The organism is Citrobacter sp. S39 (assembly GCF_009495675.1).
GTDB classification, from domain to species: Bacteria; Pseudomonadota; Gammaproteobacteria; order Enterobacterales; family Enterobacteriaceae; genus Citrobacter; species Citrobacter freundii.
On record NZ_CP045555.1, the window covers coordinates 2,373,325 to 2,399,966 of the forward strand.

Here is a 26,642-nt window from a genome sequence, read left to right on the forward strand (position 1 = left end):
GAGGACCTCGTGTTTCTGCGTATCGTTATGGGTATGGCTTGCTTCACTTTAGCGGCAAGGTACGGGTCAAACGTGGAGAAAAAAAGAAGATAATGTAAATTATCATGCCCGTTTACAGCATACCTTTCGTGCCAACGCCGTCAGGCCTGGATCCAGACCCGACGGCGCTTTGCGGTTCTTTACGTTAGATCACTGTCTGATTCAGCCGAACGGAAACTGATGCTTACCAACGTTCCTCCTCCGGAAGGTTGAGAGAAGGTCAACGTGCCGCTTAGTCTTTCCGCCCGCTCACGCATAATATTTAGTCCGTAGTGCCCTGTAGGCTCATGCGGCTCGCCAATGCCGATGCCGTTATCGCGGATATAAACCGTGTGGTTGCCGTCCGGAGCCGTTACGCAACTGACGGCAATTTCGCTCGCACTGGCATGCTTAATGGCGTTCAGCACCGCTTCGCGGATGATCTGCAACAGGTGCACTTGCATTTGCGCATCCAACGCCAGCGTGGGTAACCGACAGTCGAGTGTGAGTTTAGCTGAGGTTTGATTTTGCAGCGTTTCCAGCATTTCATGCAGGGCGGAGGGTAAGTCTGCCTGTTGTAAGGTCAGACGGAAGGTTGTGAGCAGTTCGCGTAACTGACGGTAGGCATCGTTCAGCGCCTGGGAGAAATCCGCCATGATGCTTTGCGCTGGGGCATTATCTTCCGGAATTGAACGCTTCAGCAGCGTCAACTGAATGCGTAAATAAGAGAGCACCTGTGCCAGCGAGTCGTGCAGTTCGCGTGCAATCGTCGCTCGCTCCTCCATTAACAACAGTTGCTGAAAATGTTTTTGTGCCTGGTTGAAGTACAACCCGCGTCCCAGCATTGAGGAAACGCTGTTAAGCAGCGGAGTAGAAGCATTGACGTTTGGACTTTGCCAGTGCAGTTCGCCGTAGACGGTTTCCTGCATAGTGACCGGCAGGATCTGCATCGGCAGCTCCAGGCTTTTAGTCCCTTCGCTAATCCGCCAGTTATCACCGACGGTGAGCTCAAGGAAATACGCGGCGTCATGTTCGCGGACGATCTGTAAAATATGGCGGAAGCAGTGCACGTCAATCTGGCTGGTATTTAACGCCTGGGAGCACTGATACAACACCTCCAGACGGCGATTGGCTTCATGGAGATCGTGAGTTTTCTCGGCAACAGACGCTTCCAGCGAGCGATACAGCTTGTGTAATTCACTCGACATCTGGCTAAACGTTTTGCCCAGCAACCCCAGTTCATTGGGCAAACCGGTATCCAGCGGTGGGATATTAAACTGACCGTGTTCAATTTGCTGACTGGCCATCACCAGTTTATTCAGCGGACGCACCACCTGCTGGCGAATGCGCCGCAGGGTAAAGAAGACGAGGGTGAATATGCCGATCCCGCCCGCCAGCGAGATGCCAAATACCAGCATGACTTTACGCTCGGCATAATGTTGCAACGCCAGCACGAAGAGATCGATTTGATCGACGTAGTTGTTGATATTGGCCTGGTACCATTTTAAATCGCCGTCGATCAGGCGGGCATTCATTTCCAGCCAGTTAGCATGCAGACGTCCATAGCGGCTTTTTACCGCTTGTGGCACATACCACGCATTCAGATTCTGTAATGCTGGTGCGTTTAGCGCCTGCTGGAAAAGCTGGCGGTGGGCGTTAAGCTGCGGGCTCTGGCTTTGCAGATCGTAACCCAGACGGTAGCTTTGCATGCGCAATGAGCCAGCAACGTTGATGGCTTCGGCATCTCGCAAGCTGCTGGTCAGCGTGAGCAGCGCAATACCTGTTGAGAGAATTGACAGCAGCACTATGTAGAAAAAAGCTTTAGCCAGACTGGCCGAGACCGGACGCTTTACCGTCACTTGTGCATCCTCACACAATACACGTCGCGCCTGAAAACAGCGTGAACGATGCGGTGTATTTGATAAAGGTTAATAAAACGCCATGAAACTGGATGGTAACTGAAACACAATTTCATATGCGATGAAATAAATTGATCTGCCACAGGTTCTGCATAAATAGTTGTGCTTCCTGGGCAAATGAACATTGCCGCTTCCTTCCGTGTCGGTTAATAACACTCTTATAAAGAATAAGGTTTTTGCAACCAAAAAAGAAGGAAGCCATGAATCGTTTTATTATGGTCAATAGCCAGCAGTGCCTGGGATGCCATGCCTGTGAGGTCGCCTGCGTCATGGCTCACAATGGCGAACAGCATGTCCTGAGCCAACGGCATTTTCAGCCCCGAATTACCGTCATTAAACATCAGCAGCAGCGCAGCGCGGTGACCTGTCACCACTGCGAAGATGCACCCTGCGCCAGAAGTTGCCCAAATGGGGCAATTAGCCATGATAACGACAGCGTTCAGGTGAACCCGCAAAAGTGCATTGGCTGTAAATCGTGCGTCGTTGCCTGTCCTTTCGGCACGATGCAGATCGTACTCACTCCTGTCGCCAAAGGGAAGGTGAAAGCCACCGCGCACAAATGCGATCTGTGCCAGGGGCGTGAACAGGGGCCCGCCTGCGTAGAGAACTGCCCGGCGCAGGCGTTACAGTTGGTGACGGAAAATTCGCTTACCGGTCTGTCAAAAGCGCGCAGGCTGCGTACCGCAAGTCTGGAAAGCCAGCCATGGCACGCCAGCACTACCGATCTTGTTCCACATGTCATCACCAAACGTGAGCAAATGCAGGCGACGCCTGCGCGTGGTGAACCGGATAAACTGGCGATTGATGCCCGGAAAACCAGCTTTGAAGAGATCTATCTGCCGTTTCGTACGGCGCAGGCGGAGCGGGAAGCCTCTCGCTGCCTGAAATGCGGCGACCACAGTATTTGCGAATGGACCTGTCCGTTGCATAACCACATTCCGCAGTGGATTGAGCTGGTCAAAGCCGGAAACATCGATGCCGCGGTTGAGCTTTCACATCAAACCAACTGCTTGCCGGAGGTGACCGGGCGTGTATGCCCGCAGGATCGACTCTGCGAAGGGGCATGCACGGTGCGTAGTGAGCATGGCGCAGTCACCATCGGTAATATTGAGCGTTACATCTCCGATCGGGCGCTGAGTAAAGGATGGCGGCCGGACTTAAGCCATGTGCAGAAAGTGGACAAGCGTGTTGCCATTATTGGCGCGGGTCCGGCGGGTCTGGCCTGCGCGGATGTGCTGGCGCGTAGCGGTATCAGTGCCACCGTGTACGATCGCCATCCTGAAATTGGCGGTTTGTTGACGTTCGGTATTCCGGCCTTCAAACTGGATAAATCGCTGCTGACGCGTCGCCGTGAAATCTTCAGCGCTATGGGGATTCATTTCGAACTTAACTGTGAAGTGGGTAAGGACGTCGCACTTGAAAAGTTGCTGGAGGATTACGATGCCGTGTTCGTGGGGGTGGGAACCTATCGTTCCATGAAGGCGGACCTGCCAAATGAAGACGCGCCAGGCGTATATGATGCGCTGCCGTTCCTGATTGCCAACACCAAGCAGGTGATGGGGCTGGATGAGTTGCCTGAAGAACCGTTTATCGATACCGCCGGACTGAACGTGGTGGTTCTGGGCGGAGGCGATACGGCCATGGACTGTGTACGTACCGCGCTGCGCCACGGTGCAAGCCAGGTGACCTGCGCCTATCGTCGTGATGAAGCCAACATGCCGGGTTCGAAAAAAGAGGTGAAGAACGCCCGGGAAGAGGGGGCAAACTTCGAGTTTAACGTCCAGCCGGTTGAGCTGGTGTTGCATGCCGATGGGCGAGTCAGCGGCGTGCGTTTCTTACGTACCCAACTTGGCGAACCTGATGCGCAGGGGCGTCGTCGCCCGGTTCCCATCGCCGGGAGTGAGTTTGTGATGCCCGCAGATGCGGTGATCATGGCGTTTGGTTTTCACCCACACGGCATGCCGTGGCTGGAGTCGCATGGCGTTAAGGTCGATAACTGGGGGCGCATTGCCGCCGATGTTGAAAGCGCATACCGTTACCAAACCAGTAACCCGAAAATCTTTGCCGGTGGCGACGCGGTACGCGGTGCGGATCTGGTGGTGACGGCCATGGCGGAGGGGCGGCACGCCGCCCAGGGGATCGTCGACTGGCTGGGCGTAAAATCAGTCAAATCTCACTAATCGGCGTCCAGGCCGGATAAAACGCGTTAGCGTTGTCATCCGGCAATGTGCCGCATGAATGCCTGATGGCGCTTTGCTTATCAGGCCTACATTGTTCCAAGACAAACCCGGTTTCACGGCGTAGTATTATTTCTCACTTCTTGCTGTGGAGCCGGTATGTCGCAAAAAATTACCCTCATCAAAGATAAAGTCCTCTCCGATAACTACTTCATCCTGCGCAATATCACTTATGACCTGACCCGTAGCACTGGAGAGGTGATTCGTCATAAACGCGAGGTTTACGATCGCGGTAACGGTGCCACAATCCTGCTGTATAACCCGGAGAAGAAAACGGTGGTCTTAATTCGCCAGTTCCGCGTCGCCACCTGGGTCAACGGTAATGAAGATGGTCAACTGATTGAAACCTGCGCCGGGCTGTTGGATAACGACGAACCGGAAGCGTGCATTCGCAAAGAGGCCATTGAAGAGACCGGCTTTGAAGTGGGCGAAGTGCGCAAACTGTTTGAGTTATACATGTCGCCGGGCGGCGTGACGGAAATAATCCACTTCTTCATTGCACAATACAGTGACAGCCAGCGAGCAAACGGGGGTGGCGGTGTGGAAGATGAAGATATTGAAGTTCTGGAACTGCCGTTCACACAGGCGCTGGAAATGATCAAAACGGGTGAGATCCGTGACGGTAAAACGGTGCTATTGTTGAACTATTTGCAGTCGTCGCATCTCATGGACTAATGCGCGGGATTTATATTTCTTTACAAATTTACGGCCAATCCGACAATTCTTATTGAGCCACATCAGTCGCGCAAGGAAGATACCGCTTAGGCTGTGTGTTTTGACTTCGGGGTTGTACCGTCCATGCGCTATCGCGTTATTCTCCTTTTCCTGCTCGGGTTGCTACCAGCCCGATTGCTCTGGGCTGCGCCCGCGCAACAGGCGTTTTCTGACTGGCAGGTGACGTGTAATAACCAAAATTTTTGCGTGGCGCGCAATACCGGAGAGCACCACGGCCTGGTCATGACCTTGAGCCGCAGCGCCGGGGCACATACTGACGCCGTGTTGCGTATTGAACTGGGCGGGCTGGAATCGTCCAACGTCAAAGAGAGCGATATTGCGCCGCGTCTGTTGTTGGATGGTGCGCCGCTCTCGCTGAGCGGCGAGCACTGGCGTGTTACCCCATGGCAACTGATGACCGATGATCCGGCCACCATTAGCGCATTTTTACAAACCGTACAGGACGCGAAGGCGATTACCCTGCAAAAAGGTGCGCAAAATCTTTCGCTGGTCGGGCTAAAAGCCGCATTGTTGTTTATCGATGCCCAGCAAAAACGGGTTGGCAGCGAAACCGCATGGATCGAAAAAGGTGACGAGCCTCCGCTCAGTGTACCTCCTGCCCCCGCGCTGAAAGGCGTAGCGGTCATTAACCCAACGCCAACGCCTCTCACACAGCAAGAGCGCAGTGAACTGCTGGACTATGGTAACTGGCGAATCAACGGTATTCGTTGCTCTATCGATCCGCTGCGTCGCGAGATGCGCGTCACGGCCCTAACGGATGATAAAGCGCTGCTGATGATTGGCTGTGAGGCCGGAGCGTATAACACTATCGATCTGGCGTGGGTGGTTTCACGTACAACCCCGCTGACTTCACGCGCGGTACGGTTAAGTCTGCCTTTTAAAACGGATGCGGAAAGTCGCGATATGGAGCTGACCAACGCTGCGTTTGACGAAAAGTCGCGGGAGCTGGTTACCCTCGCTAAAGGACGAGGGTTGGCAGATTGCGGTATCCAGACCCGCTGGCGCTACGATGGTCAGCGTTTTCGCCTGGTGCGCTATGCCCAGGAGCCAAGTTGTGATAACTGGCATGGGCCAGATGCCTGGCCCACACTGTGGATCACACGTTAAGCACCTTGTGTGCTTTGTCGACGATGTTATCTACCGTAAAGCCGAAGAACGGGAACAGCTTGTCCGCCGGAGCCGACTCCCCATAGCCCGTCATCCCAACAATCGCCCCTTTCAGCCCAACATACTTGAACCAGTAGTCGGCAATACCGGCTTCTACCGCCACGCGCGCGCTGACGTTTGCCGGCAGAACCGACTCCCGGTACGTCTCATCCTGGGCGTCGAAGATATCGGTTGAAGGCAGAGAAACTACCCGCACGTTACGGCCTTCGCCGGTCAGTTTTTCCGCCGCCAGCAGCGTGATTTCCATTTCTGAACCGGTAGCAATCAGGATAACATCCGGCTTACCGCCGCCGTCCTTCAGCACATAGCCGCCACGGGCAATTTGCTGCACTTGCTCAGGCGTGCGCTCAACCTGCGCCAGATTCTGCCGCGAGAGGATCAGCGCCGTTGGCCCGTCATGGCGTTCGACCGCCAGCTTCCAGCCTACTGCCGCCTCAACCTGATCGCATGGTCGCCAGGTACTGAAATTAGGCGTCAGGCGCAGGCTGGCGAGTTGTTCGACGGCCTGGTGCGTGGGACCATCTTCCCCCAGGCCAATCGAGTCGTGGGTATAAACCATGATTTGTCGGGCTTTCATCAGCGCCGCCATGCGCGCGGCATTGCGGGCATATTCGACAAACATCAGGAACGTGGCAGTGTAAGGTACGAAGCCCCCGTGGTGCGCGATACCATTAGCAATGGCGGTCATGCCAAATTCCCGCACGCCGTAGTGGATGTAGTTTCCTGCATGATCCTCTTTAAGAGAGGAGGAGCCTTTCCAGATGGTCAGGTTGCTGGGTGCCAGATCCGCCGAGCCGCCGAGCAGTTCTGGCAGTATCGGCCCATAGGCATTCAGGATATTTTGCGAAGCTTTACGGGTGGCTATTTTGGCTGGGTTGGCTTGCAGGTCGGTAATATATTTCTGGGTTGTTGCTTCCCACTCCTTAGGCAGTCCGCCGCTCATCCGGCGAGTAAACTCTGCCGCCAGTTCCGGGTAGGCTTGTTCGTAAGCTGCGAATTTCTCCTTCCAGCTCTGTTGCGCTTTTTCGCCTTTCTCGCGTGCGTCCCACGCCCGGTAAATCTCTTTGGGGATTTCAAAAGCAGGATGATGCCACCCCAGTTTCTGCCGGGTCAGCGCCACCTCTTCTTCGCCCAACGCAGCGCCGTGCGCTTCCTCTTTCCCGGCTTTATTCGGTGAGCCAAAACCAATCACCGTGCGGCAGATAATCAGCGACGGTTTATCGGTAACAGCCTGCGCTTCCTGAATGGCTTTTTTCACCGCCTCAGGGTCATGACCGTCAATATCGTGCACTACATGCCAGTGGTAAGCCTCAAAGCGTTTTGCAGTATCGTCGGTAAACCAGCCGTCGGTTTCGCCATCAATTGAGATGCCGTTGTGATCGTAGAAGCCGATGAGTTTGCCAAGCCCCAGCGTGCCCGCCAGCGAACAAGCCTCGTGTGAAATACCCTCCATCAGACAGCCGTCGCCCATAAAGACCCAGGTAAAGTGGTTAACAATCTCATGGTCCGGCTGGTTAAACTGCGCTGCCAGCGTGCGTTCGGCAATGGCCATGCCGACAGCGTTGGCTAAACCCTGGCCCAGCGGTCCGGTGGTGGTTTCCACGCCCGGCGTGTAGCCAATTTCCGGGTGACCTGGCGTCTTTGAATGGAGCTGACGGAAGTTCTTTAATTCTTCGATCGGCAGGTCGTAACCGGAAAGATGCAATAGGCTGTAAAGCAGCATTGAGGCGTGGCCGTTGGACAGAATAAACCGGTCACGATCGTACCAGGTGGGATCGGTCGGGTTATGGCGTAGAAAATCGTTCCACAGCACTTCGGCGATATCGGCCATCCCCATTGGTGCTCCTGGGTGGCCGGAGTTAGCTTTTTGGACGGCATCCATACTCAGCGCACGAATGGAATTGGCAAGCTCTTTACGGGTCATAGGAAATACTCCTTGAAAAGTAAAGTGTTAGATGCGTGTTGTGATTCACACTTTTGGGAAAATTGCGGGCGTTGTCAGCAAAAAGCATAGCAGACAAGCATGGTATTGCTGGATTAAGCAGGTAACATGGCTGTTATAAATTGATAACAAATTCTTTCTTTGAATGGTGAGAGTTTGGGGACCTTCAAAGTTTGTGCCGTTGACTGAGGTGATAATGTGCGGCTCAGTAGAATGGTTACCCGCGCCACTTTTTTGATAGATACGTGAAAGGAACAACAAGATGGATGACCAGTTAAAACAAAGCGCCCTCGATTTCCACGAATTTCCGGTACCCGGTAAAATCCAGGTTTCTCCGACCAAGCCTCTGGCAACGCAGCGCGATCTGGCGCTGGCCTACTCGCCGGGCGTGGCTGCACCGTGTCTTGAAATTGAAAAGGACCCGCTGGCAGCCTACAAATACACCGCGCGCGGCAACCTGGTTGCGGTTATTTCCAACGGTACGGCGGTGCTGGGCCTGGGCAATATTGGCGCACTGGCCGGCAAACCGGTGATGGAAGGTAAAGGCGTTCTGTTTAAGAAATTCGCCGGGATCGACGTGTTCGACATTGAAGTCGATGAACTCGATCCGGATAAATTTATCAATGTGGTTGCGGCCCTGGAACCCACGTTTGGCGGTATCAACCTCGAAGATATCAAAGCGCCGGAGTGTTTCTACATTGAGCAAAAGCTGCGCGAACGCATGAATATTCCGGTCTTCCACGATGACCAGCACGGTACGGCAATCATCAGTACTGCCGCAATTCTGAACGGTCTGCGGGTGGTTGAGAAAAATATCTCCGACGTGCGCATGGTGGTGTCTGGCGCAGGCGCAGCGGCGATTGCCTGTATGAACCTGCTGGTAGCGCTGGGTATGCAGAAACACAATATTGTGGTCTGTGACTCCAAAGGCGTGATTTACAAAGACCGCGAACCGAACATGGCGGAAACCAAAGCGGCTTATGCGGTGGTGGATGACGGTAAGCGTACGCTGGATGATGTCATTGACGGCGCAGATATTTTCCTCGGTTGCTCCGGTCCGAAAGTGCTGACGCAGGAAATGGTTAAGAAGATGGCGCGTGCGCCAATGATTCTGGCACTCGCTAACCCGGAACCGGAAATCCTGCCGCCGTTGGCAAAAGAGGTGCGTTCCGACGCAATCATTTGTACTGGCCGTTCAGACTACCCGAACCAGGTTAATAACGTCCTGTGCTTCCCGTTCATCTTCCGCGGTGCGCTGGATGTCGGTGCAACGGCCATCAACGAAGAGATGAAACTGGCGGCGGTGCACGCCATTGCTGAGCTGGCGCATGCCGAGCAGAGTGAAGTGGTGGCCTCTGCTTATGGCGATCAGGACCTGAGCTTCGGCCCGGAATACATCATTCCGAAACCGTTCGACCCGCGTCTGATCGTCAAAATCGCCCCTGCTGTGGCGAAAGCAGCGATGGACTCTGGTGTGGCCACGCGTCCGATTGCCGACTTTGACGCTTACATCGATAAGCTGACTGAATTCGTCTACAAAACCAACCTGTTCATGAAGCCAATTTTCTCCCTGGCACGCAAAGCGCCGAAGCGTGTGGTGCTGACGGAAGGGGAAGAAGCGCGTGTACTGCATGCTACTCAGGAGCTGATTACTTTAGGACTGGCAAAACCAATCCTGATCGGTCGTCCGAGCGTTATTGAAATGCGTATCCAGAAACTGGGGCTGCAGATCAAAGCGGGCGTCGATTTTGAGATCGTCAACAACGAATCCGATCCACGCTTTAAAGAGTACTGGAGCGAGTACTACCAGATTATGAAGCGCCGTGGGATCACCCAGGAGCAGGCGCAGCGTGCGGTGATTGCCAACACTACGGTGATCGGTGCAATCATGGTGCAGCGTGGCGAAGCGGATGCGATGATCTGCGGTACGATTGGTGACTACCATGAGCACTTCAGCGTGGTGAAAGAGGTGTTTGGTCATCGTGACGGCGTGCATACTGCTGGGGCGATGAACGCCTTGCTGCTGCCAAGTGGTAACACTTTTATCGCCGATACTTACGTCAACGACGATCCTACGCCTGAGCAACTGGCGGAAATCGCTGTGATGGCGGCAGAGACTGTGCGTCGCTTTGGTATTGAACCGAAGGTGGCGTTGCTGTCGCACTCCAACTTTGGTTCCTCTGACTGCCCGTCGGCCAGCAAAATGCGCGAAGCGCTGGAGCTGATTAAGGCGCGCGCGCCAGAGTTGATGATTGACGGCGAAATGCACGGCGACGCCGCGCTGGTGGAAAGTATCCGTAATGACCGCATGCCGGACAGTCCGCTGAAAGGCTCAGCGAATATTCTGGTGATGCCGAATATGGAAGCGGCCCGTATTAGTTACAACTTACTACGCGTTTCCAGTTCTGAAGGCGTAACGGTTGGCCCGGTGCTGATGGGAGTTGCGAAACCTGTTCATGTATTAACGCCGATCGCCTCTGTTCGTCGTATCGTTAATATGGTGGCGCTGGCGGTTGTAGAAGCCCAAACGCAGCCGCTGTAATTTCACTTTAATTAATTTCCGGCGCGGGTTTCTCTCGCGCCTTTTTATTTTCCTTTTCTTAGTGATCTACTTCACCTTTTAAACCTGGTTGCCGAATTTTGTTATTTACTCTGACAAAAAATTGCCACGATAAGGGCAGTTTTAGCGGAGGCGGTGAGCAATGGAAAAAGAACGCATTATTCAGGAATTTGTGCCGGGGAAACAGGTCACGCTGGCGCATCTCATTGCGCACCCCGGCGAGGAATTAGCGAAAAAGATCGGCGTTCCCGAAGCGGGCGCTATCGGCATCATGACGCTGACGCCAGGCGAAACCGCGATGATTGCCGGTGACTTAGCCATGAAGGCGGCGGATGTACATATCGGTTTTCTTGATAGATTCAGCGGCGCACTGGTGATCTACGGCTCGGTAGGCGCAGTAGAAGAAGCGTTATTACAGACGGTAAGCGGTCTGGGTCGATTATTAAATTTCACTTTGTGCAACCTGACAAAAAGTTAATCAGAGGCGGCGATGAAACGTATTGCGTTTGTCGGTACGGTGGGGGCGGGGAAAACAACGCTCTTTAATGCGCTACAGGGGAATTACTCCCTCGCCAGAAAAACACAGGCCGTGGAGTTTAATGAAAATGGCGATATCGATACGCCAGGGGAATATTTTAGCCATCCGCGCTGGTATCACGCCTTAATTACCACGCTGCAGGATGTTGATACGTTGATTTATATACACGCGGCAAATGATAAAGAAAGTCGCTTACCTGCCGGGCTGTTGGATATCGGTGCCAGTAAACGACAAATCGCCGTTATCAGTAAAACGGACATGCCGGATGCCGACGTCGCCGCAACGCGACAACTACTTCGCGGGATGGGGTTTCAGGAGCCGATTTTTGAGCTCAATAGCCATGACCCGCGCAGTGTGCAGCACCTGGTGGATTATCTGACTGAGCTCAGCCAAAAGGAGGAAAGGGCAGGTGAAAAAACTCATCACAGCTAACGATATTCGTGCGGCCCACGCACGCGGCGAACAGGAAATGTCGGTTGTTCTGCGCGCCAGCATCATCACCCCGGAGGCGCGCGAAGTTGCGGAGCTGCTGGGCGTTACCATCAGTGAATGCGATGAATCCGCGCCAGGCGCCGTCGCTGCTGCTCCGGCTGCGGTGATTGATGGCAAAACGGAAAGCCAGCGTATTCGCGAAACCATCATTGCGCAGTTACCGGAAGGGCAGTTTACCGAAAGCCTGGTCGCGCAGCTGATGGACAAAGTCATGAAGGAAAAGCAGTCGCTGGAGCAGGGCGGAATGCAGCCGAGCTTTAACTCGGTGACCGGCAAAGGCGGTGTGAAAGTCATCGACGGCAGCAGCGTGAAGTTTGGTCGTTTTGACGGCGCGCAGCCGCACTGCGTGGGCTTAACCGATCTGGTGACCGACCAGGACGGTAGCAGCATGGCCGCCGGGTTTATGCAGTGGGATAACGCCTTTTTCCCATGGACGCTGAACTACGACGAAATCGACATGATTCTGGAAGGAGAGCTGCATGTTCGCCACGAAGGCGAAACCATGATTGCAAAAGCCGGGGACGTGATGTTTATCCCGAAAGGCTCCAGCATCGAATTTGGTACGCCATCGACGGTGAAGTTTCTGTATGTGGCCTGGCCTGCGAACTGGCAGTCCTGCTAAGGCGGATGTATGAAGGATTTCATTACCGAAGCATGGCTCAGAGCGAATCATACGCTCAGCGAAGGGGCTGAAATTCATCTCCCCGCTGACGCTCGCCTGACGCCGTCTGCCCGGGAATTACTGGAAAGCCGACATCTGCGCATTAAGTTTATTGACGAGCAGGGCAGCCTGTTTATTGATGACGAAGAACAGCAGCCGCAGCCGGTTCATGGATTAACCAGCAGTGATACGCATCCACAGGCCAGCTGCGAACTGTGCCATCAACCGGTGGCGAAGAAACCGGACACCCTGACGCATCTGACGGCGGACAAGATGGTCGCCAAAAGTGACCCTCGGCTGGGATTTCGCGCCGCGCTGGACAGCACCATCGCCCTGGCCGTGTGGTTGCAGATTGAGATGGCAGAACCATGGCAGCCGTGGCTGGCGGATATCCGCTCGCGCCTGGGCAATATTATGCGCGCAGACGCCATGGATGAGCCGCTGGCAGCACAAGCTGTCGTGGGTTTAAGTGACGAAGATTTACACCGTCTTTCGCATCAACCGCTGCGCTATCTGGACCACGACCATCTGGTGCCTGAAGCCAGCCATGGACGTGATTGCGCGTTACTTAATCTGCTGCGTACCAAAGTCCGTGAAACGGAGACGGTGGCGGCCCAGGTATTCATCACTCGCAGTTTTGAGGTTATGCGACCGGACATTATGCAGGCGCTCAACCGCCTTTCCAGTACGGTCTACGTGATGATGATTCTGAGTGTTGCAAAGCATCCGCTGACGGTTAGTCAAATTCAACAGAGACTGGGGGAGAAGCAATGATCATTGAACGTGCTCGTCAACTCGCCCAACGCTCACCTGCACGAGTAGTGTTTCCGGATGCGCTGGATGTCCGGGTGCTGAAGGCGGCCAATTACCTGCATCAGCACAGTCTGGCACGCCCCATTCTCGTCGCCAGCCCGTTTGCGCTACGCCAGTTTGCGCTCAGCCATCGCGTAGCCATGGACGGTATTCAGGTTATTGATCCACAAAGCAATGTACAGATGCGTGAAGAGTTTGCCCTGCGCTGGCGGGCAACGGCGGGCGAAAAAACGCCGCCGGATGCGCGGGAGAAGCTCAACGATCCGCTGATGTTCGCCGCCGCGATGGTCAGTGCCGGTACAGCCGATGTGTGTATTGCGGGCAACTTGTCATCAACGGCAAACGTGCTTCGTGCAGGATTGCGCATTATTGGATTACAGCCTGGTTGCAAAACGCTGTCGTCAATTTTTCTGATGCTGCCGCAGTATCTCGGGCCGTCATTAGGATTTGCAGACTGTAGCGTTGTGCCGCAGCCCACCGCTGCACAGCTGGCGGATATCGCCATCGCCAGCGCTGAAACCTGGAAAGCGATCACAGGTGAAGAGCCGCGCGTGGCTATGCTGTCGTTTTCAAGTAATGGCAGTGCTCGCCATCCTAACGTCGCTAACGTGCAGCAGGCGACCGAGATCGTTCGTGAGCGTGCCCCGCAGCTTACCGTGGACGGTGAACTGCAATTTGATGCCGCCTTTGTTCCGGATGTCGCTGCGCAAAAAGCGCCCGCCAGTCCGTTAAAGGGCAATGCCAATGTGATGGTCTTCCCATCGCTTGAGGCAGGCAATATTGGCTACAAAATCGCTCAGCGTCTGGGAGGGTATCGCGCAGTAGGGCCATTGATTCAGGGGCTTGCCGCACCGCTTCATGATCTCTCTCGTGGCTGTAGCGTACAGGAAATTATCGAACTGGCGTTGGTGGCAGCAGTGCCGCGCCAGACTGACATGAGTCGTGAAAACGCCTCGCACACACTGGTTGTATAAGGTCCCGTTCAGGACCCCTTAATGAGAGGAAAACACAATGGAAGCATTAGGAATGATTGAAACCCGGGGCCTGGTTGCACTGATTGAGGCTTCTGACGCAATGGTTAAAGCGGCACGCGTGAAACTGGTTGGCGTGAAGCAGATCGGTGGCGGTCTGGTCACTGCCATGGTCCGTGGCGACGTAGCGGCATGTAAAGCTGCAACGGACGCAGGTGCTGCGGCAGCACAGCGTATTGGCGAGCTGGTTTCAGTGCACGTGATCCCGCGTCCGCACGGCGATCTGGAAGAAGTGTTCCCGATCAGCTTTAAAGGCGACAGCAACGACATGTAAGTCGTCCATGTGACGCCACAGACTTCATTGCTGGCGTCACCCTCTCTCCTTTTCACATTACCTTCTGCGGAGGGTAGGGGGAGGTTTTACCTGAAATATGCCACGGAGGCGCGTATGAAACTGGCAATCGTTACAGGACAAATTGTTTGTACCGTACGCCATCAGGGGCTCGCGCACGACAAGTTGCTGATGGTGGAAATGATTGACGCCCAGGGAAATCCCGACGGGCAATGTGCTGTTGCTATCGACAGCATCGGGGCGGGAACCGGAGAGTGGGTGCTGCTGGTCAGCGGAAGCTCCGCCCGTCAGGCGCACCGGAATGAATCATCGCCTGTCGATCTGTGCGTGATTGGCATTGTCGATGAAGTGGTGGCAGGTGGTCAGGTGATCTTCCATAAATAAGGCAGAAAATCATGAATCAACAGGATATTGAACAGGTCGTGAAAGCGGTACTGCTGAAAATGAAAGACAGCAGCCAACCCGTCAGTGCCGTTCAAGAAATGGGCGTTTTTGCCTCCCTGGATGACGCAGTGGCGGCAGCAAAACTGGCCCAGCAGGGGCTGAAAAGCGTCGCCATGCGCCAACTGGCTATCACGGCGCTACGTGAGGCGGGCGAAAAGCACGCCAGAGAATTAGCGGAACTTGCCGTCACTGAAACCGGCATGGGACGCGTCGAAGATAAATTTGCCAAAAACGTGGCGCAGGCGCGCGGCACGCCGGGTGTGGAATGCTTGTCTCCACAGGTTCTGACCGGCGATAACGGTCTGACGCTGATTGAAAACGCGCCGTGGGGCGTGGTGGCCTCGGTAACCCCATCTACCAACCCGGCCGCGACCGTCATTAACAACGCCATCAGCCTGATTGCCGCTGGAAACAGCGTGGTTTTCGCACCGCATCCGGCGGCGAAAAAAGTCTCTCAGCGCGCTATCACTCTGCTTAACCAGGCGGTAGTTGCCGCAGGCGGTCCGGCAAACCTGTTGGTGACAGTTGCCAACCCAGATATCGAGACTGCCCAACGTCTGTTCAAGTACCCAGGTATCGGCCTGCTGGTGGTGACCGGTGGTGAAGCCGTAGTAGATGCCGCGCGTAAGCACACCAACAAACGTTTGATTGCCGCTGGCGCAGGTAATCCGCCGGTGGTGGTTGATGAAACGGCTGACCTGGCACGCGCGGCGCAGTCGGTAGTTAAAGGTGCATCGTTTGACAACAACATCATCTGCGCTGACGAAAAAGTGCTGATCGTGGTCGATAGCGTCGCTGATGAACTGATGCGTCTGATGGAAAGCCAGCATGCGGTGAAACTCACCACGGCCCAGGCCGAACAGCTGCAGCCGGTGCTGCTGAAAAATATCGATGAGCGCGGTAAAGGCACGGTCAGTCGTGACTGGGTAGGTCGTGACGCAGGCAAAATCGCTGCGGCGATTGGTCTGAACGTACCGGAGCAAACCCGTCTGTTATTCGTCGAAACCTCCGCGACGCATCCGTTTGCCGTCACCGAACTGATGATGCCGGTTCTACCGGTCGTGCGGGTCGCTAACGTCGATGAAGCCATTGAACTGGCGGTCAAGCTTGAAGGCGGTTGCCACCATACGGCGGCGATGCACTCGCGCAATATCGACAACATGAACCGTATGGCAAACGCCATTGATACCAGCATCTTCGTTAAGAACGGACCGTGCATTGCCGGTCTTGGACTGGGCGGTGAAGGCTGGACCACGATGACCATTACCACACCAACCGGGGAAGGGGTGACCAGTGCGCGTACGTTTGTGCGTCTGCGTCGCTGTGTGTTGGTAGACGCCTTCAGAATTGTATAAGGAGTAAATGAGATGGCGCACGACGAACAACGTTGGTTGACACCCAGACTGCTAAAAGCGGCAACGCTATGTAACCAGACGCCCACAAAGAGCGATTCACCGCTGTGGTTGGGCATTGATTTGGGAACGTGTGATGTGGTGTCGATGGTTGTGGACAGTGACGGACAGCCGGTCGCGGTTTGCCTGGACTGGGCCGATGTCGTGCGCGATGGCATCGTCTGGGATTTCTTTGGTGCGGTGACCATCGTTCGTCGCCATCTCGATACGCTCGAACAACAGCTGGGTTGCCGCTTTACCCATGCGGCAACCTCATTTCCACCGGGAACTGATCCTCGCATCTCTATTAACGTGCTGGAGTCTGCCGGGCTTGAAGTGAGCCATGTGTTCGACGAACCGACAGCGGTGGCGGATCTGTTGCAGCTCGATAACGCCGGCGTGGTGGATATTGGTGGTGGCACTACCGGGATTGCGATCGTTAAACAAGGCAAGGTGACCTACTCCGCTGATGAAGCAACCGGTGGGCATCATATCTCTCTGACGCTGGCCGGGAACCGTCGTATCCAGTTAGAAGAAGCCGAGCAGTACAAGCGTAGCAACGGCAAAGAAATCTGGCCGGTGGTGAAGCCTGTCTACGAAAAAATGGCGGAAATCGTGGCTCATCATATTGCGGGTCAGGGCGTTACCGATTTATGGCTGGCCGGTGGTTCCTGCATGCAGCCGGGCGTTGATGAGCTGTTCCGTAAGCGTTTCCCGGAACTGCAGGTGCATTTACCCCAGCACAGCCTGTTTATGACCCCGCTGGCGATTGCCAACAGCGGAAAAGAAAAAGCGGAAGGAATCTATGCAAGCTGAATTGCAGACCGCGCTCTTTCAGGCATTCGATACCCTGAATCTGCAACGCGTAAAAACGTTTAGCGTTCCACCGGTCACCCTTTGTGGGCTGGGAGCGCTCAGTACCTGCGGACAGGAAGCACAAACGCGCGGATTGACGCATATGTTCGTCATGGTGGACAGCTTCCTGCATCAGGCGGGGATGACCGCCGCACTGGAGCGCAGTCTGGCGATGAAAGGCGTGGCGATGACGCTGTGGCCATGTCCGGTGGGCGAACCGTGCATTACAGACGTCTGCGCGGCGGTCGCGCAATTGCGTGAATCGAAGTGCGATGGCGTTGTGGCCTTTGGTGGTGGCTCCGTACTGGATGCCGCCAAGGCAGTGGCGTTGCTGGTGACCAACCCCACTCAGACGCTGGCAGACATGGACGAGCGCAGCGCGTTACGCCCACGTCTGCCGCTGATTGCCGTACCGACTACCGCCGGAACGGGCTCAGAAACCACCAACGTCACGGTAATAATCGACGCCGCGACTGGACTCAAAAAAGTGCTGGCCCACGCAACCCTGATGCCGGATGTGGCGATCCTGGACGCTGCATTGACGGAAGGCGTGCCTGCACATGTAACGGCAATGACCGGGATTGATGCACTGACGCACGCCGTTGAAGCGTATAGCGCGCTGAACGCGACGCCGTTTACCGACAGTCTGGCGATTGGCGCGATTGCGATGATAGGTAAATCGCTGCCGAAGGCCGTCGGCTACGGTCAGGATCTGGCGGCGCGCGAAAGCATGCTGCTGGCTTCCTGTATGGCCGGGATGGCGTTTTCCAGCGCAGGGCTGGGCCTGTGCCATGCGATGGCGCACCAGCCGGGAGCGACGTTGCATATCCCACACGGACAGGCTAACGCCATGCTGCTTCCTACGGTAATGGGGTTCAACCGCATGGTGTGTCGTGAGCGCTTCAGCCATATCGGACGCGCGTTAACCAACAAGAAATCGGACGATCGTGATGCTATCAACGCGGTCAGCGAGTTGATTAGCGAAGTGGGCCAGACCAAACGGCTCTCAGACGTTGGAGCAAAACCCGAACATTACAGCGCATGGGCACACGCCGCGCTGGAGGATATTTGTATTCGCAGTAACCCACGCACCGCCACGCAGGAACAGATTATCGACCTGTACGCGGCTGCCGGGTAATGCCTGTAGGCCGGATAAGGTGCTCGCACCGCCATCCGGCAATAACACGGCGTTAATGCCGGAGGCGACGTAAACGTCTTATCCGGCCTACAAATCACAAATGACAGGGAGTAGGGGCTATGGGAATTAACGAAATCATCATGTACATCATGATGTTCTTTATGCTGATTGCCGCCGTGGACAGGATCCTGTCGCAGTTCGGCGGTTCGGCGCGCTTCCTCGGTAAGTTCGGTAAGAGTATTGAGGGATCGGGCGGTCAGTTTGAAGAAGGCTTTATGGCAATGGGCGCGCTGGGTCTGGCGATGGTCGGTATGACCGCGCTGGCGCCAGTACTGGCGCATGTGCTCGGGCCGGTAATTATTCCGCTGTATGAAATGCTGGGCGCGAACCCGTCGATGTTTGCCGGAACGCTGCTGGCGTGCGATATGGGCGGCTTCTTCCTGGCGAAAGAACTGGCGGGCGGCGACGTGGCGGCATGGTTGTACTCTGGCCTGATTCTCGGCGCGATGATGGGGCCGACGCTGGTGTTCTCCATTCCGGTTGCGCTGGGAATTATTGAACCGTCTGACCGTCGTTATCTGGCGCTGGGCGTGCTGGCCGGTATTGTCACCATTCCGATTGGCTGTATTGCGGGTGGCCTGGTCGCGATGTACTCCGGTGTGGAAATCAACGGTCAGCCGGTGGAGTTCACCTTTGCGTTGATCCTGATGAACATGATCCCGGTGCTGATCGTAGCCGTGCTGGTGGCGCTGGGACTGAAATTCATCCCGGAAAAAATGATCAACGGCTTCCAGATCTTCGCCAAGTTCCTGGTAGCGCTGATCACCCTCGGTCTGGCTGCGGCAGTCATCAAGTTCCTGCTCGGCTGGGAGCTGATCCCAGGTCTTGATCCTATTTTCATGGCGCCAGGCGACAAGCCGGGTGAAGTGATGCGCGCCATCGAAGTTATCGGTTCTATCTCCTGTGTGCTGCTGGGTGCCTACCCGATGGTGCTGCTGCTGACCCGCTGGTTTGAAAAACCGCTGATGAGCGTCGGCAACCTGTTAAAAGTCAATAACATTGCGGCTGCGGGTATGGTGGCAACGCTTGCCAATAACATCCCAATGTTCGGCATGATGAAAAACATGGATACCCGCGGCAAAGTGATCAACTGCGCCTTTGCGGTTTCCGCGGCCTTCGCTCTGGGTGACCACTTAGGTTTCGCCGCTGCCAACATGAACGCCATGATCTTCCCGATGATTGTCGGCAAGCTGATCGGCGGCGTGACGGCGATTGGCGTGGCTATGCTGTTAGTACCGAAAGACGAAGATGTTCCGGCACCAGCAGAAACCAATCCGGAGGCGCAATCGTGAATACTCGCCAGCTACTCAGCGTCGGTATCGATATCGGCACCACCACCACTCAGGTGATCTTCTCGCGCCTTGAGCTGGTTAACCGTGCGGCAGTGTCGCAGGTGCCGCGCTACGAATTCATCAAACGCGAAATTAGCTGGCAAAGCCCGGTGTTCTTTACCCCCGTTGATAAGCAGGGCGGGTTGAAAGAGGCCGAACTGAAAGCACTGATCCTCGCCCAGTATCAGGCGGCGGGCATTGCGCCGGAAACGGTTGATTCCGGCGCGATCATCATTACCGGGGAAAGTGCCAAAACGCGCAACGCGCGCCCGGCGGTGATGGCGCTCTCCCAGTCGCTGGGGGATTTCGTGGTTGCCAGCGCCGGTCCGCATCTGGAATCGGTGATTGCTGGTCACGGTGCGGGGGCACAAACCCTGTCCGAGCAGAAGTTGTGCCGCGTACTGAATATCGACATCGGCGGCGGTACGTCGAACTACGTTCTGTTCGATGCCGGAAAAGTCAGCGGATCGGCTTGTCTGAACGTCGGCGGACGGCTACTGGAAACGGACGGTCAGGGGCGCGTGGTGCATGCGCATCAGCCGGGACAAATGATTGTGGATGACGTATTTGGTCCAGGCACTGATGCCCGAACCCTCAATGCGGCGCAGCTTGTTCAGGTGGCCCGACGGATGGCGGCGCTGATTGTGGAGGTGATTGACGGCACGTTATCACCGCTGGCACAGGCGCTGATGCAAACCGCTCTGTTACCGGCGGGCGTGAAGCCGGAAGTGATTACGTTGTCCGGCGGGGTGGGCGAGTGCTACCGCAACCAACCTGCCGATCCGTTCTGTTTTTCCGACATTGGGCCGCTGTTAGCGACGGCGCTGCATGAACATCCGCGCCTGCGTGAGATGAACGTGCAGTTCCCGGCGCAAACCGTGCGCGCCACAGTGATTGGCGCCGGTGCGCATACGCTGTCGCTTTCGGGCAGCACTATCTGGCTGGAAGGTGTGGCGCTTCCGCTGCGCAATCTGCCGGTGGCGATTCCGGTTGATGAGGCTGATCTGGTGGCCGCCTGGCAACAGGCACTAATGCAGCTCGATCTGGACCCGCAAACGGACGCCTACGTGCTGGCGCTGCCCGCTTCTCTGCCGGTGCGCTACGCCGCGCTGTTAACGGTGATTGATGCGTTGCTGGCCTTTGTCGCGCGCTATCCGAATCCGCATCCCCTGCTGGTGGTAGCCGAGCAGGATTTTGGTAAAGCCCTGGGCATGCTGTTACGCCCACAGTTACAGCAACACCCGCTGGCGGTCATCGATGAGGTGGTTGTCCGGGCGGGGGACTATATCGACATTGGTACGCCTCTTTTTGGCGGATCGGTTGTGCCGGTGACGGTGAAATCACTCGCATTTCCTTCCTGAGGGAACGACTTATGAAACTAAAGACCACATTGTTCGGCAATGTTTATCAGTTTAAGGATGTTAAAGAGGTGCTGGCAAAAGCCAACGAACTGCGTTCGGGGGATGTGCTGGCAGGTGTCGCTGCAACCAGTTCGCAAGAGCGCGTGGCGGCTAAGCAGGTATTGTCGGAAATGACGGTAGCGGATATCCGTAATAACCCGGTGATTTCCTATGAAGAGGACTGCGTGACGCGTCTGATTCAGGATGACGTCAACGAAACGGCCTATAACCGCATCAAAAACTGGAGTATCAGCGAGCTGCGCGAGTACGTGCTGAGCGATGAAACCTCTGTTGATGACATTGCGTTTACGCGTAAAGGGTTAACGTCGGAAGTGGTCGCTGCGGTAGCAAAAATCTGCTCTAACGCGGACCTGATCTACGGCGGTAAGAAAATGCCGGTGATCAAAAAGGCTAACACCACCATCGGTCTACCGGGCACCTTTAGCTGCCGTTTGCAGCCGAACGATACCCGTGACGATGTACAGAGTATTGCGGCGCAAATCTATGAAGGACTGTCTTTCGGTGCGGGCGATGCGGTGATCGGTGTCAACCCGGTCACAGATGACGTGGAAAACTTAAGCCGCGTGCTCGATACCGTGTATGGCGTTATCGACAAGTTCAATATTCCGACCCAGGGCTGCGTACTGGCGCACGTCACCACCCAGATTGAAGCGATTCGTCGCGGTGCGCCGGGTGGGCTGATTTTCCAGAGTATCTGTGGTAGCGAAAAAGGCTTAAAAGAGTTTGGCGTTGAGCTGGCCATGCTGGATGAAGCGCGTGCAGTGGGTGCTGAATTCAACCGTATCGCCGGGGAAAACTGCCTGTACTTTGAAACCGGGCAAGGGTCTGCGCTCTCCGCTGGCGCTAACTTTGGTGCCGATCAGGTGACGATGGAAGCGCGTAACTACGGGCTGGCGCGTCACTACGATCCGTTCCTGGTGAACACCGTGGTGGGCTTTATCGGGCCGGAATATCTCTACAACGACCGTCAGATTATTCGCGCGGGCTTAGAAGATCACTTCATGGGCAAACTGAGCGGCATCTCAATGGGCTGCGACTGCTGTTACACCAACCATGCTGATGCTGACCAGAACCTCAATGAAAACCTGATGATTCTGCTCGCCACCGCTGGCTGCAACTACATCATGGGCATGCCGCTCGGTGACGACATCATGCTCAACTACCAGACCACCGCCTTCCACGACACCGCGACCGTGCGCCAGTTGCTGAACCTGCGCCCGTCGCCGGAGTTTGAACGCTGGCTGGAAACCATGGGCATTATGGCAAACGGTCGCCTGACCAAACGGGCGGGCGATCCGTCACTGTTCTTCTGATGACGCGGGGATGACACACGATGGATCAAAAACAGATTGAAGAAATTGTACGCAGCGTAATGGCGTCAATGGGAGAGCCGCAGGTTCAAGCGCCATCAGCGGAAGTGAAATGCAGCACTACGCAGTGCGCTGCGCCGACCGGTGAAAGCTGTGCGATGGACTTAGGTTCAGCCGAAGCGAAAGCGTGGATTGGCGTTGAGAATCCGCATCGCGCAGAGGTATTGACCGAACTGCGCCGTAGCACCGCTGCGCGTGTATGTACCGGCCGTGCCGGTCCACGTCCGCGTACCCAGGCGCTGCTGCGCTTCCTGGCTGACCACTCGCGTTCGAAAGATACGGTATTGAAAGAAGTGCCGGAAGAGTGGGTAAAAGCCCAGGGACTACTGGAAGTGCGCTCGGAAATCAGCGACAAAAACCTGTATCTGACGCGCCCGGACATGGGACGTCGTCTGAGTGCGGAAGCCATTGAAGCACTGAAATCACAGTGTGTAATGAATCCGGATGTGCAGGTGATTATTTCTGATGGCCTGTCTACTGACGCCATCACCGCCAACTACGAAGAGATCCTGCCGCCGTTGTTGTCGGGCTTAAAACAGGCCGGATTGAAGGTCGGGACGCCGTTCTTTGTTCGCTATGGGCGCGTGAAAATTGAAGATCAGATCGGCGAACTGCTGGGTGCAAAAGCGGTGATCCTGCTGGTTGGTGAGCGTCCGGGCCTCGGCCAGTCGGAAAGTCTTTCTTGCTACGCCGTCTATTCGCCGCGTGTGGCAACCACCGTTGAGGCTGACCGTACCTGCATCTCGAACATTCACCAGGGCGGTACGCCACCGGTTGAAGCGGCGGCGGTGATTGTGGATTTGGCCAAGCGCATGCTGGAGCAAAAAGCATCCGGCATCAATATGACCCGTTAAGGAGGCATCATGCCAGCATTAGATTTGATTAGACCTTCAGTCACCGCGATGCGTGTGATTGCCTCGGCAAATGACGGTTTTGCCCGCGAACTTAAATTACCGCCACATATACGTAGCCTCGGACTCATCACAGCAGACTCTGATGACGTGGCGTATATTGCCGCAGATGAAGCGACAAAACAGGCGATGGTGGAAGTGGTTTATGGCCGCTCGCTGTATGCCGGTGCGGCGCACAGTCCCTCTCCAACCTCGGGCGAAGTGCTGATTATGCTCGGTGGACCAAACCCGGCCGAAGTTCGCGCGGGTCTGGACGCGATGGTGGCCAATATTGAAAGCGGTGCGGCATTCCAGTGGGCGAATGACGCAGAAGATACCGCCTTCCTGGCGCATGTGGTTTCGCGTACCGGTTCGTATCTTTCCGCGACCGCGGGATGCCGACTGGGCGATCCGATGGCGTATCTGGTAGCACCGCCGCTGGAAGCGACATTTGGTATTGATGCCGCGCTGAAATCTGCCGATGTACAACTGGTAACCTATGTACCACCGCCGTCAGAAACCAACTATTCAGCAGCGTTTTTGACCGGTAGCCAGGCCGCTTGTAAAGCCGCATGTAACGCCTTTGCCGATGCCGTTCTGGATATTGCCCGTAATCCAATCCAGCGCGCGTAAGAGAGGTAGTGATGATCAATGCACTGGGATTACTGGAAGTGGATGGCATGGTGGCTGCCGTGGACGCGGCCGATGCCATGCTGAAAGCCGCGAATGTGCGCCTGCTTAGCCACGAAGTGCTCGATCCTGGTCGGCTGACGCTGGTGGTGGAAGGCGATCTGGCGGCATGCCGAGCAGCGCTGGATGCTGGCAGTGCAGCTGCAGCGCGTACAGGCCGTGTTATCAGCCGTAAGGAAATAGGCCGGCCGGACGATGACACCCAGTGGCTGATCGGCGGTTTTAAACGCCAGCCGAAGAAACCAGAACCGAAGAAACCAGAACCGAAGAAACCAGAGCAGAAGCCTGAAGTGAAGTCAGATGTGGCCCCAGAGAAGACGCAGGAAGCACCTGTGTCATCTGAATCCTCTGATGAATTGCTGGCGCTGTTAACATCGGTCCGTCAAGGAATGACGGCAGGGGAAGTGGCCGCCCACTTTGGCTGGTCACTTGATGAAGCCAGAAATGCGCTGGAACAGCTCTTTTCTGACGGAGCGTTGCGTAAACGCAGTAGTCGCTATCGCTTAAAAAATTAACCTGTCGGAGGGCCGGGGGCTTCGTTGAAGCTTCCGGCTTAAAAGATCATGAAAAAGAACCGTACTGCAAACTTGCACCATCTTTATCATGAAGTATTACCCGAAGACGTTAAATTGACGCCGAAAGTGGAAGTGGACAACGTTCATCAACGGCGAACAACGGATGTGTATGAGCACGCGCTGACGATTACAGCCTGGCAGCAGATCTACGACCAGCTGCATCCGGGAAAATTTCATGGCGAGTTCACGGAAATCCTGCTCGATGATATTCAGGTGTTCCGTGAATACACCGGACTGGCGCTGCGTCAGTCATGCCTTGTCTGGCCAAACTCATTTTGGTTTGGCATTCCGGCCACGCGTGGCGAGCAGGGATTTATTGGTACCCAGTGTTTGGGTAACGCTGAAATTGCCACCCGCCCAGGCGGGACGGAGTTTGAACTAAGTACGCCGGATGACTACACCATTTTGGGGGTCGTCATTTCTGAAGAGGCCATTGCCCGTCAGGCCAACTTCCTGCATAACCCGGAAAGGGTGTTGCATATGCTGCGCAACCAGTCGGCGCTGGAAGTGAAAGAACAACACAAAGCCGCGCTATGGGGCTTTGTGCAGCAGGCGCTGGCGACGTTTAGCGAAAACCCGGAAAACCTTCGCCAACCTGCGGTACGCAAAGTGTTGGGCGATAACCTGCTGCTGGCGATGGGGACTATGCTGGAAGAAGCGCAGCCGATTATGACTGCGGAGAGCATCAGCCATCAGAGCTATCGTCGCTTGCTGTCGCGTGCGCGCGAATATGTGCTGGAAAATATGTCAGAGCCGCTGACCGTGCTCGACTTATGCAATCAACTGCACGTTAGCCGCCGGACGTTGCAAAATGCCTTTCACGCCATCCTCGGTATTGGCCCGAATGCCTGGTTGAAACGTATTCGCCTGAACGCCGTGCGCCGTGAGTTGATAAGCCCGTGGTCGCAGAGTGCGACGGTGAAAGACGCCGCCATGCAGTGGGGATTCTGGCATTTAGGGCAGTTTGCTACCGACTACCAGCAACTGTTTGCGGAGAAACCGTCGTTGACGCTGCATCAGCGTATGCGCCAGTGGGCGTGATGGTATAGCTTGAGTAGGCCTGATAAGGCGTTAGCCGCCATCAGGCAATTGTGCTTGCTGCGCTGCCGGATGGCGACGCCTTGCGTCTTATCCGGCCTACGACCTACGAATTGTGTCGCTATCAGGCCATTACACCCAGTCGCGGACCTGAATAAACTCGCTAAGGGCGGCTTCCGGGCTGTTCGCTTCTGGCTGCCAGTCATACTCCCAGCGTACCAGCGGCGGCATCGACATCAGAATCGATTCCGTGCGCCCGCCGGTTTGCAAACCGAATAATGTGCCGCGATCCCACACCAGGTTAAATTCCACATAGCGTCCGCGACGATAAAGCTGAAAATTGCGTTCACGCTCGCCCCAGCTCATTGCTTTGCGGCGCTCAACGATGGGCAAATACGCCTCGGTATAACCCTTTCCAACAGCCTGCATAAAGGCGAAGCAGTGCTCGAAATCTGGCGTATTCAAATCATCGAAGAACAGCCCGCCAATGCCGCGCTGCTCGTTGCGGTGCTTGAGGAAGAAGTAGTCATCGCACCACTTTTTGTAACGGGGATAAACATCTTCGCCGAACGGCTGGCATAGATCCCGCGCCGTGCGGTGCCAGTGAACTGCATCCTCATCAAAGCCGTAGTAGGGCGTTAAGTCAAAGCCGCCGCCAAACCACCACACCGGGTCGGCGCCCGGTTTCTCCGCGATAAAAAAACGTACGTTGGCATGGCTGGTCGGAATGTAAGGATTCTGCGGATGCACCACCAGCGAGACGCCCATCGCTTCAAAGCTACGCCCGGCAAGCTCCGGGCGATGTGCAGTAGCCGAGGCCGGCATTGCATCGCCATGGACATGAGAGAAGTTGACGCCTGCTTGCTCGAAAATACCGCCGTTACGCAACACTCGACTGCGCCCGCCACCGCCCGCTGCGCGTTGCCAGTTATCCTCAACAAATTCGGTGCCGTCTATGGTGGATAACTGCTGACAAATCTCATCCTGCAGATTGAGCAGGAACTGTTTTACGCGTTGTACATCGGGCTTCATGG

General features: G+C 55.6%; 24 protein-coding genes. 21 read left to right on the plus strand and 3 right to left on the minus strand.

Annotation, left to right across the window (positions count from 1 at the left end):
* Positions 1–179: 179 nt before the first annotated feature.
* Positions 180–1,877: a nitrate/nitrite two-component system sensor histidine kinase NarQ gene (gene narQ, locus GFB57_RS11160; protein WP_003037982.1), complete on the minus strand. Its 1,698-nt coding sequence runs from the start codon at positions 1,875–1,877 to the stop codon at positions 180–182.
* A gap of 260 nt (positions 1,878–2,137) precedes the next feature.
* On the opposite strand from narQ, the gene aegA reads away from it, so the two are divergent.
* The 3 genes from aegA to GFB57_RS11175 all read left to right on the plus strand — a co-directional run bounded on the left by aegA (position 2,138) and on the right by GFB57_RS11175 (position 6,016).
* Complete coding sequence (aegA, locus tag GFB57_RS11165; RefSeq protein WP_003037984.1) at positions 2,138–4,117, plus strand: formate-dependent uric acid utilization protein AegA; 1,980 nt, start codon at positions 2,138–2,140, stop codon at positions 4,115–4,117.
* Positions 4,118–4,273: 156 nt separating this feature from the next.
* A complete protein-coding gene (gene nudK, locus GFB57_RS11170) occupies positions 4,274–4,849 on the plus strand; it encodes a GDP-mannose pyrophosphatase NudK (RefSeq protein WP_003037985.1) in 576 nt (191 codons plus the stop codon).
* A 123-nt stretch (positions 4,850–4,972) separates the two neighbouring features.
* Entirely contained in the window at positions 4,973–6,016 is a 1,044-nt protein-coding gene (locus GFB57_RS11175) for a DUF1176 domain-containing protein (RefSeq protein WP_003037987.1), read from the plus strand.
* Here the strand turns inward: GFB57_RS11175 and tkt are convergent.
* On the minus strand, positions 6,006–8,000 hold the full coding sequence (gene tkt / locus GFB57_RS11180) for a transketolase (RefSeq protein WP_003037988.1): 1,995 nt from the start codon (positions 7,998–8,000) through the stop codon (positions 6,006–6,008). The genes GFB57_RS11175 and tkt overlap by 11 nt on opposite strands.
* A gap of 280 nt (positions 8,001–8,280) precedes the next feature.
* Here tkt and maeB point away from each other — a divergent pair, with 280 nt between their 5' ends.
* From maeB to eutR, 18 genes are all read left to right on the plus strand, one after another.
* Positions 8,281–10,560 carry an NADP-dependent oxaloacetate-decarboxylating malate dehydrogenase gene (gene maeB / locus GFB57_RS11185; protein WP_003838520.1) on the plus strand — a complete coding sequence of 760 codons (2,280 nt, stop codon included), beginning with the start codon at positions 8,281–8,283 and terminating at the stop codon, positions 10,558–10,560.
* A 160-nt stretch (positions 10,561–10,720) separates the two neighbouring features.
* The gene (gene eutS / locus GFB57_RS11190) at positions 10,721–11,056 is read left to right on the plus strand and encodes an ethanolamine utilization microcompartment protein EutS (protein ID WP_003037995.1); all 336 of its coding nucleotides are present in this window, start codon (positions 10,721–10,723) and stop codon (positions 11,054–11,056) included.
* 12 nt (positions 11,057–11,068) lie between these two features.
* Complete coding sequence (gene eutP, locus GFB57_RS11195; RefSeq protein ID WP_003037998.1) at positions 11,069–11,548, plus strand: ethanolamine utilization acetate kinase EutP; 480 nt, start codon at positions 11,069–11,071, stop codon at positions 11,546–11,548.
* Positions 11,526–12,230 carry an ethanolamine utilization acetate kinase EutQ gene (gene eutQ / locus GFB57_RS11200; RefSeq protein WP_003038001.1) on the plus strand — a complete coding sequence of 235 codons (705 nt, stop codon included), beginning with the start codon at positions 11,526–11,528 and terminating at the stop codon, positions 12,228–12,230. Before eutP ends, eutQ begins: the two co-directional genes overlap by 23 nt.
* Positions 12,231–12,239: 9 nt before the next feature.
* Complete coding sequence (gene eutT, locus GFB57_RS11205; RefSeq protein WP_003038004.1) at positions 12,240–13,043, plus strand: ethanolamine utilization cob(I)yrinic acid a,c-diamide adenosyltransferase EutT; 804 nt, start codon at positions 12,240–12,242, stop codon at positions 13,041–13,043.
* Positions 13,040–14,056, plus strand: a complete 1,017-nt coding sequence (gene pta / locus GFB57_RS11210; protein WP_003038006.1) for a phosphate acetyltransferase — start codon at positions 13,040–13,042, stop codon at positions 14,054–14,056. Before eutT ends, pta begins: the two co-directional genes overlap by 4 nt.
* A gap of 37 nt (positions 14,057–14,093) precedes the next feature.
* Entirely contained in the window at positions 14,094–14,387 is a 294-nt protein-coding gene (eutM, locus tag GFB57_RS11215; protein WP_003835054.1) for an ethanolamine utilization microcompartment protein EutM, read from the plus strand.
* Between the two features lie 114 nt (positions 14,388–14,501).
* On the plus strand, positions 14,502–14,789 hold the full coding sequence (gene eutN / locus GFB57_RS11220; protein WP_003038011.1) for an ethanolamine utilization microcompartment protein EutN: 288 nt from the start codon (positions 14,502–14,504) through the stop codon (positions 14,787–14,789).
* Between the two features lie 11 nt (positions 14,790–14,800).
* Complete coding sequence (locus GFB57_RS11225) at positions 14,801–16,204, plus strand: aldehyde dehydrogenase family protein (protein ID WP_003038014.1); 1,404 nt, start codon at positions 14,801–14,803, stop codon at positions 16,202–16,204.
* 12 nt (positions 16,205–16,216) lie between these two features.
* Positions 16,217–17,056: an ethanolamine utilization protein EutJ gene (gene eutJ / locus GFB57_RS11230; RefSeq protein WP_008319796.1), complete on the plus strand. Its 840-nt coding sequence runs from the start codon at positions 16,217–16,219 to the stop codon at positions 17,054–17,056.
* Entirely contained in the window at positions 17,046–18,233 is a 1,188-nt protein-coding gene (eutG, locus tag GFB57_RS11235; protein ID WP_003038020.1) for an ethanolamine utilization ethanol dehydrogenase EutG, read from the plus strand. The genes eutJ and eutG overlap by 11 nt, the downstream gene beginning before the upstream one ends.
* Positions 18,234–18,352: 119 nt before the next feature.
* Positions 18,353–19,585, plus strand: a complete 1,233-nt coding sequence (gene eutH / locus GFB57_RS11240; RefSeq protein ID WP_003038023.1) for an ethanolamine utilization protein EutH — start codon at positions 18,353–18,355, stop codon at positions 19,583–19,585.
* Complete coding sequence (gene eutA / locus GFB57_RS11245; protein WP_003038026.1) at positions 19,582–20,985, plus strand: ethanolamine ammonia-lyase reactivating factor EutA; 1,404 nt, start codon at positions 19,582–19,584, stop codon at positions 20,983–20,985. The genes eutH and eutA overlap by 4 nt, the downstream gene beginning before the upstream one ends.
* A gap of 11 nt (positions 20,986–20,996) precedes the next feature.
* Positions 20,997–22,358 carry an ethanolamine ammonia-lyase subunit alpha gene (gene eutB, locus GFB57_RS11250; protein WP_003038029.1) on the plus strand — a complete coding sequence of 454 codons (1,362 nt, stop codon included), beginning with the start codon at positions 20,997–20,999 and terminating at the stop codon, positions 22,356–22,358.
* Positions 22,359–22,378: 20 nt separating this feature from the next.
* Positions 22,379–23,269, plus strand: coding sequence for an ethanolamine ammonia-lyase subunit EutC (gene eutC, locus GFB57_RS11255; protein ID WP_003038033.1), 891 nt, complete (start codon positions 22,379–22,381; stop codon positions 23,267–23,269).
* Between the two features lie 9 nt (positions 23,270–23,278).
* A complete protein-coding gene (gene eutL, locus GFB57_RS11260) occupies positions 23,279–23,938 on the plus strand; it encodes an ethanolamine utilization microcompartment protein EutL (RefSeq protein WP_003038036.1) in 660 nt (219 codons plus the stop codon).
* A gap of 11 nt (positions 23,939–23,949) precedes the next feature.
* On the plus strand, positions 23,950–24,510 hold the full coding sequence (locus GFB57_RS11265) for an ethanolamine utilization microcompartment protein EutK (protein ID WP_003038039.1): 561 nt from the start codon (positions 23,950–23,952) through the stop codon (positions 24,508–24,510).
* Positions 24,511–24,558: 48 nt separating this feature from the next.
* The gene (gene eutR, locus GFB57_RS11270; RefSeq protein WP_003038041.1) at positions 24,559–25,611 is read left to right on the plus strand and encodes an HTH-type transcriptional regulator EutR; all 1,053 of its coding nucleotides are present in this window, start codon (positions 24,559–24,561) and stop codon (positions 25,609–25,611) included.
* Between the two features lie 129 nt (positions 25,612–25,740).
* On the opposite strand, the gene hemF is transcribed toward eutR, so the two are convergent.
* Positions 25,741–26,640: an oxygen-dependent coproporphyrinogen oxidase gene (gene hemF, locus GFB57_RS11275; protein WP_003038044.1), complete on the minus strand. Its 900-nt coding sequence runs from the start codon at positions 26,638–26,640 to the stop codon at positions 25,741–25,743.
* Positions 26,641–26,642 lie beyond the last annotated feature (2 nt).

Bases quoted from the DNA above. Each gene is read 5' to 3' on its own strand.
- aegA (WP_003037984.1), top strand. From the start codon at position 2,138: ATGAATCGTTTTATTATGGTCAATAGCCAGCAGTGCCTGGGATGCCAT.
- nudK (WP_003037985.1), top strand. From the start codon at position 4,274: ATGTCGCAAAAAATTACCCTCATCAAAGATAAAGTCCTCTCCGATAAC.
- GFB57_RS11175 (WP_003037987.1), top strand. From the start codon at position 4,973: ATGCGCTATCGCGTTATTCTCCTTTTCCTGCTCGGGTTGCTACCAGCC.
- tkt (WP_003037988.1), bottom strand. From the start codon at position 8,000: ATGACCCGTAAAGAGCTTGCCAATTCCATTCGTGCGCTGAGTATGGAT.
- maeB (WP_003838520.1), top strand. From the start codon at position 8,281: ATGGATGACCAGTTAAAACAAAGCGCCCTCGATTTCCACGAATTTCCG.
- eutS (WP_003037995.1), top strand. From the start codon at position 10,721: ATGGAAAAAGAACGCATTATTCAGGAATTTGTGCCGGGGAAACAGGTC.
- eutP (WP_003037998.1), top strand. From the start codon at position 11,069: ATGAAACGTATTGCGTTTGTCGGTACGGTGGGGGCGGGGAAAACAACG.
- eutT (WP_003038004.1), top strand. From the start codon at position 12,240: ATGAAGGATTTCATTACCGAAGCATGGCTCAGAGCGAATCATACGCTC.
- pta (WP_003038006.1), top strand. From the start codon at position 13,040: ATGATCATTGAACGTGCTCGTCAACTCGCCCAACGCTCACCTGCACGA.
- eutM (WP_003835054.1), top strand. From the start codon at position 14,094: ATGGAAGCATTAGGAATGATTGAAACCCGGGGCCTGGTTGCACTGATT.
- eutN (WP_003038011.1), top strand. From the start codon at position 14,502: ATGAAACTGGCAATCGTTACAGGACAAATTGTTTGTACCGTACGCCAT.
- GFB57_RS11225 (WP_003038014.1), top strand. From the start codon at position 14,801: ATGAATCAACAGGATATTGAACAGGTCGTGAAAGCGGTACTGCTGAAA.
- eutJ (WP_008319796.1), top strand. From the start codon at position 16,217: ATGGCGCACGACGAACAACGTTGGTTGACACCCAGACTGCTAAAAGCG.
- eutG (WP_003038020.1), top strand. From the start codon at position 17,046: ATGCAAGCTGAATTGCAGACCGCGCTCTTTCAGGCATTCGATACCCTG.
- eutH (WP_003038023.1), top strand. From the start codon at position 18,353: ATGGGAATTAACGAAATCATCATGTACATCATGATGTTCTTTATGCTG.
- eutB (WP_003038029.1), top strand. From the start codon at position 20,997: ATGAAACTAAAGACCACATTGTTCGGCAATGTTTATCAGTTTAAGGAT.
- eutC (WP_003038033.1), top strand. From the start codon at position 22,379: ATGGATCAAAAACAGATTGAAGAAATTGTACGCAGCGTAATGGCGTCA.
- eutL (WP_003038036.1), top strand. From the start codon at position 23,279: ATGCCAGCATTAGATTTGATTAGACCTTCAGTCACCGCGATGCGTGTG.
- GFB57_RS11265 (WP_003038039.1), top strand. From the start codon at position 23,950: ATGATCAATGCACTGGGATTACTGGAAGTGGATGGCATGGTGGCTGCC.
- eutR (WP_003038041.1), top strand. From the start codon at position 24,559: ATGAAAAAGAACCGTACTGCAAACTTGCACCATCTTTATCATGAAGTA.
- hemF (WP_003038044.1), bottom strand. From the start codon at position 26,640: ATGAAGCCCGATGTACAACGCGTAAAACAGTTCCTGCTCAATCTGCAG.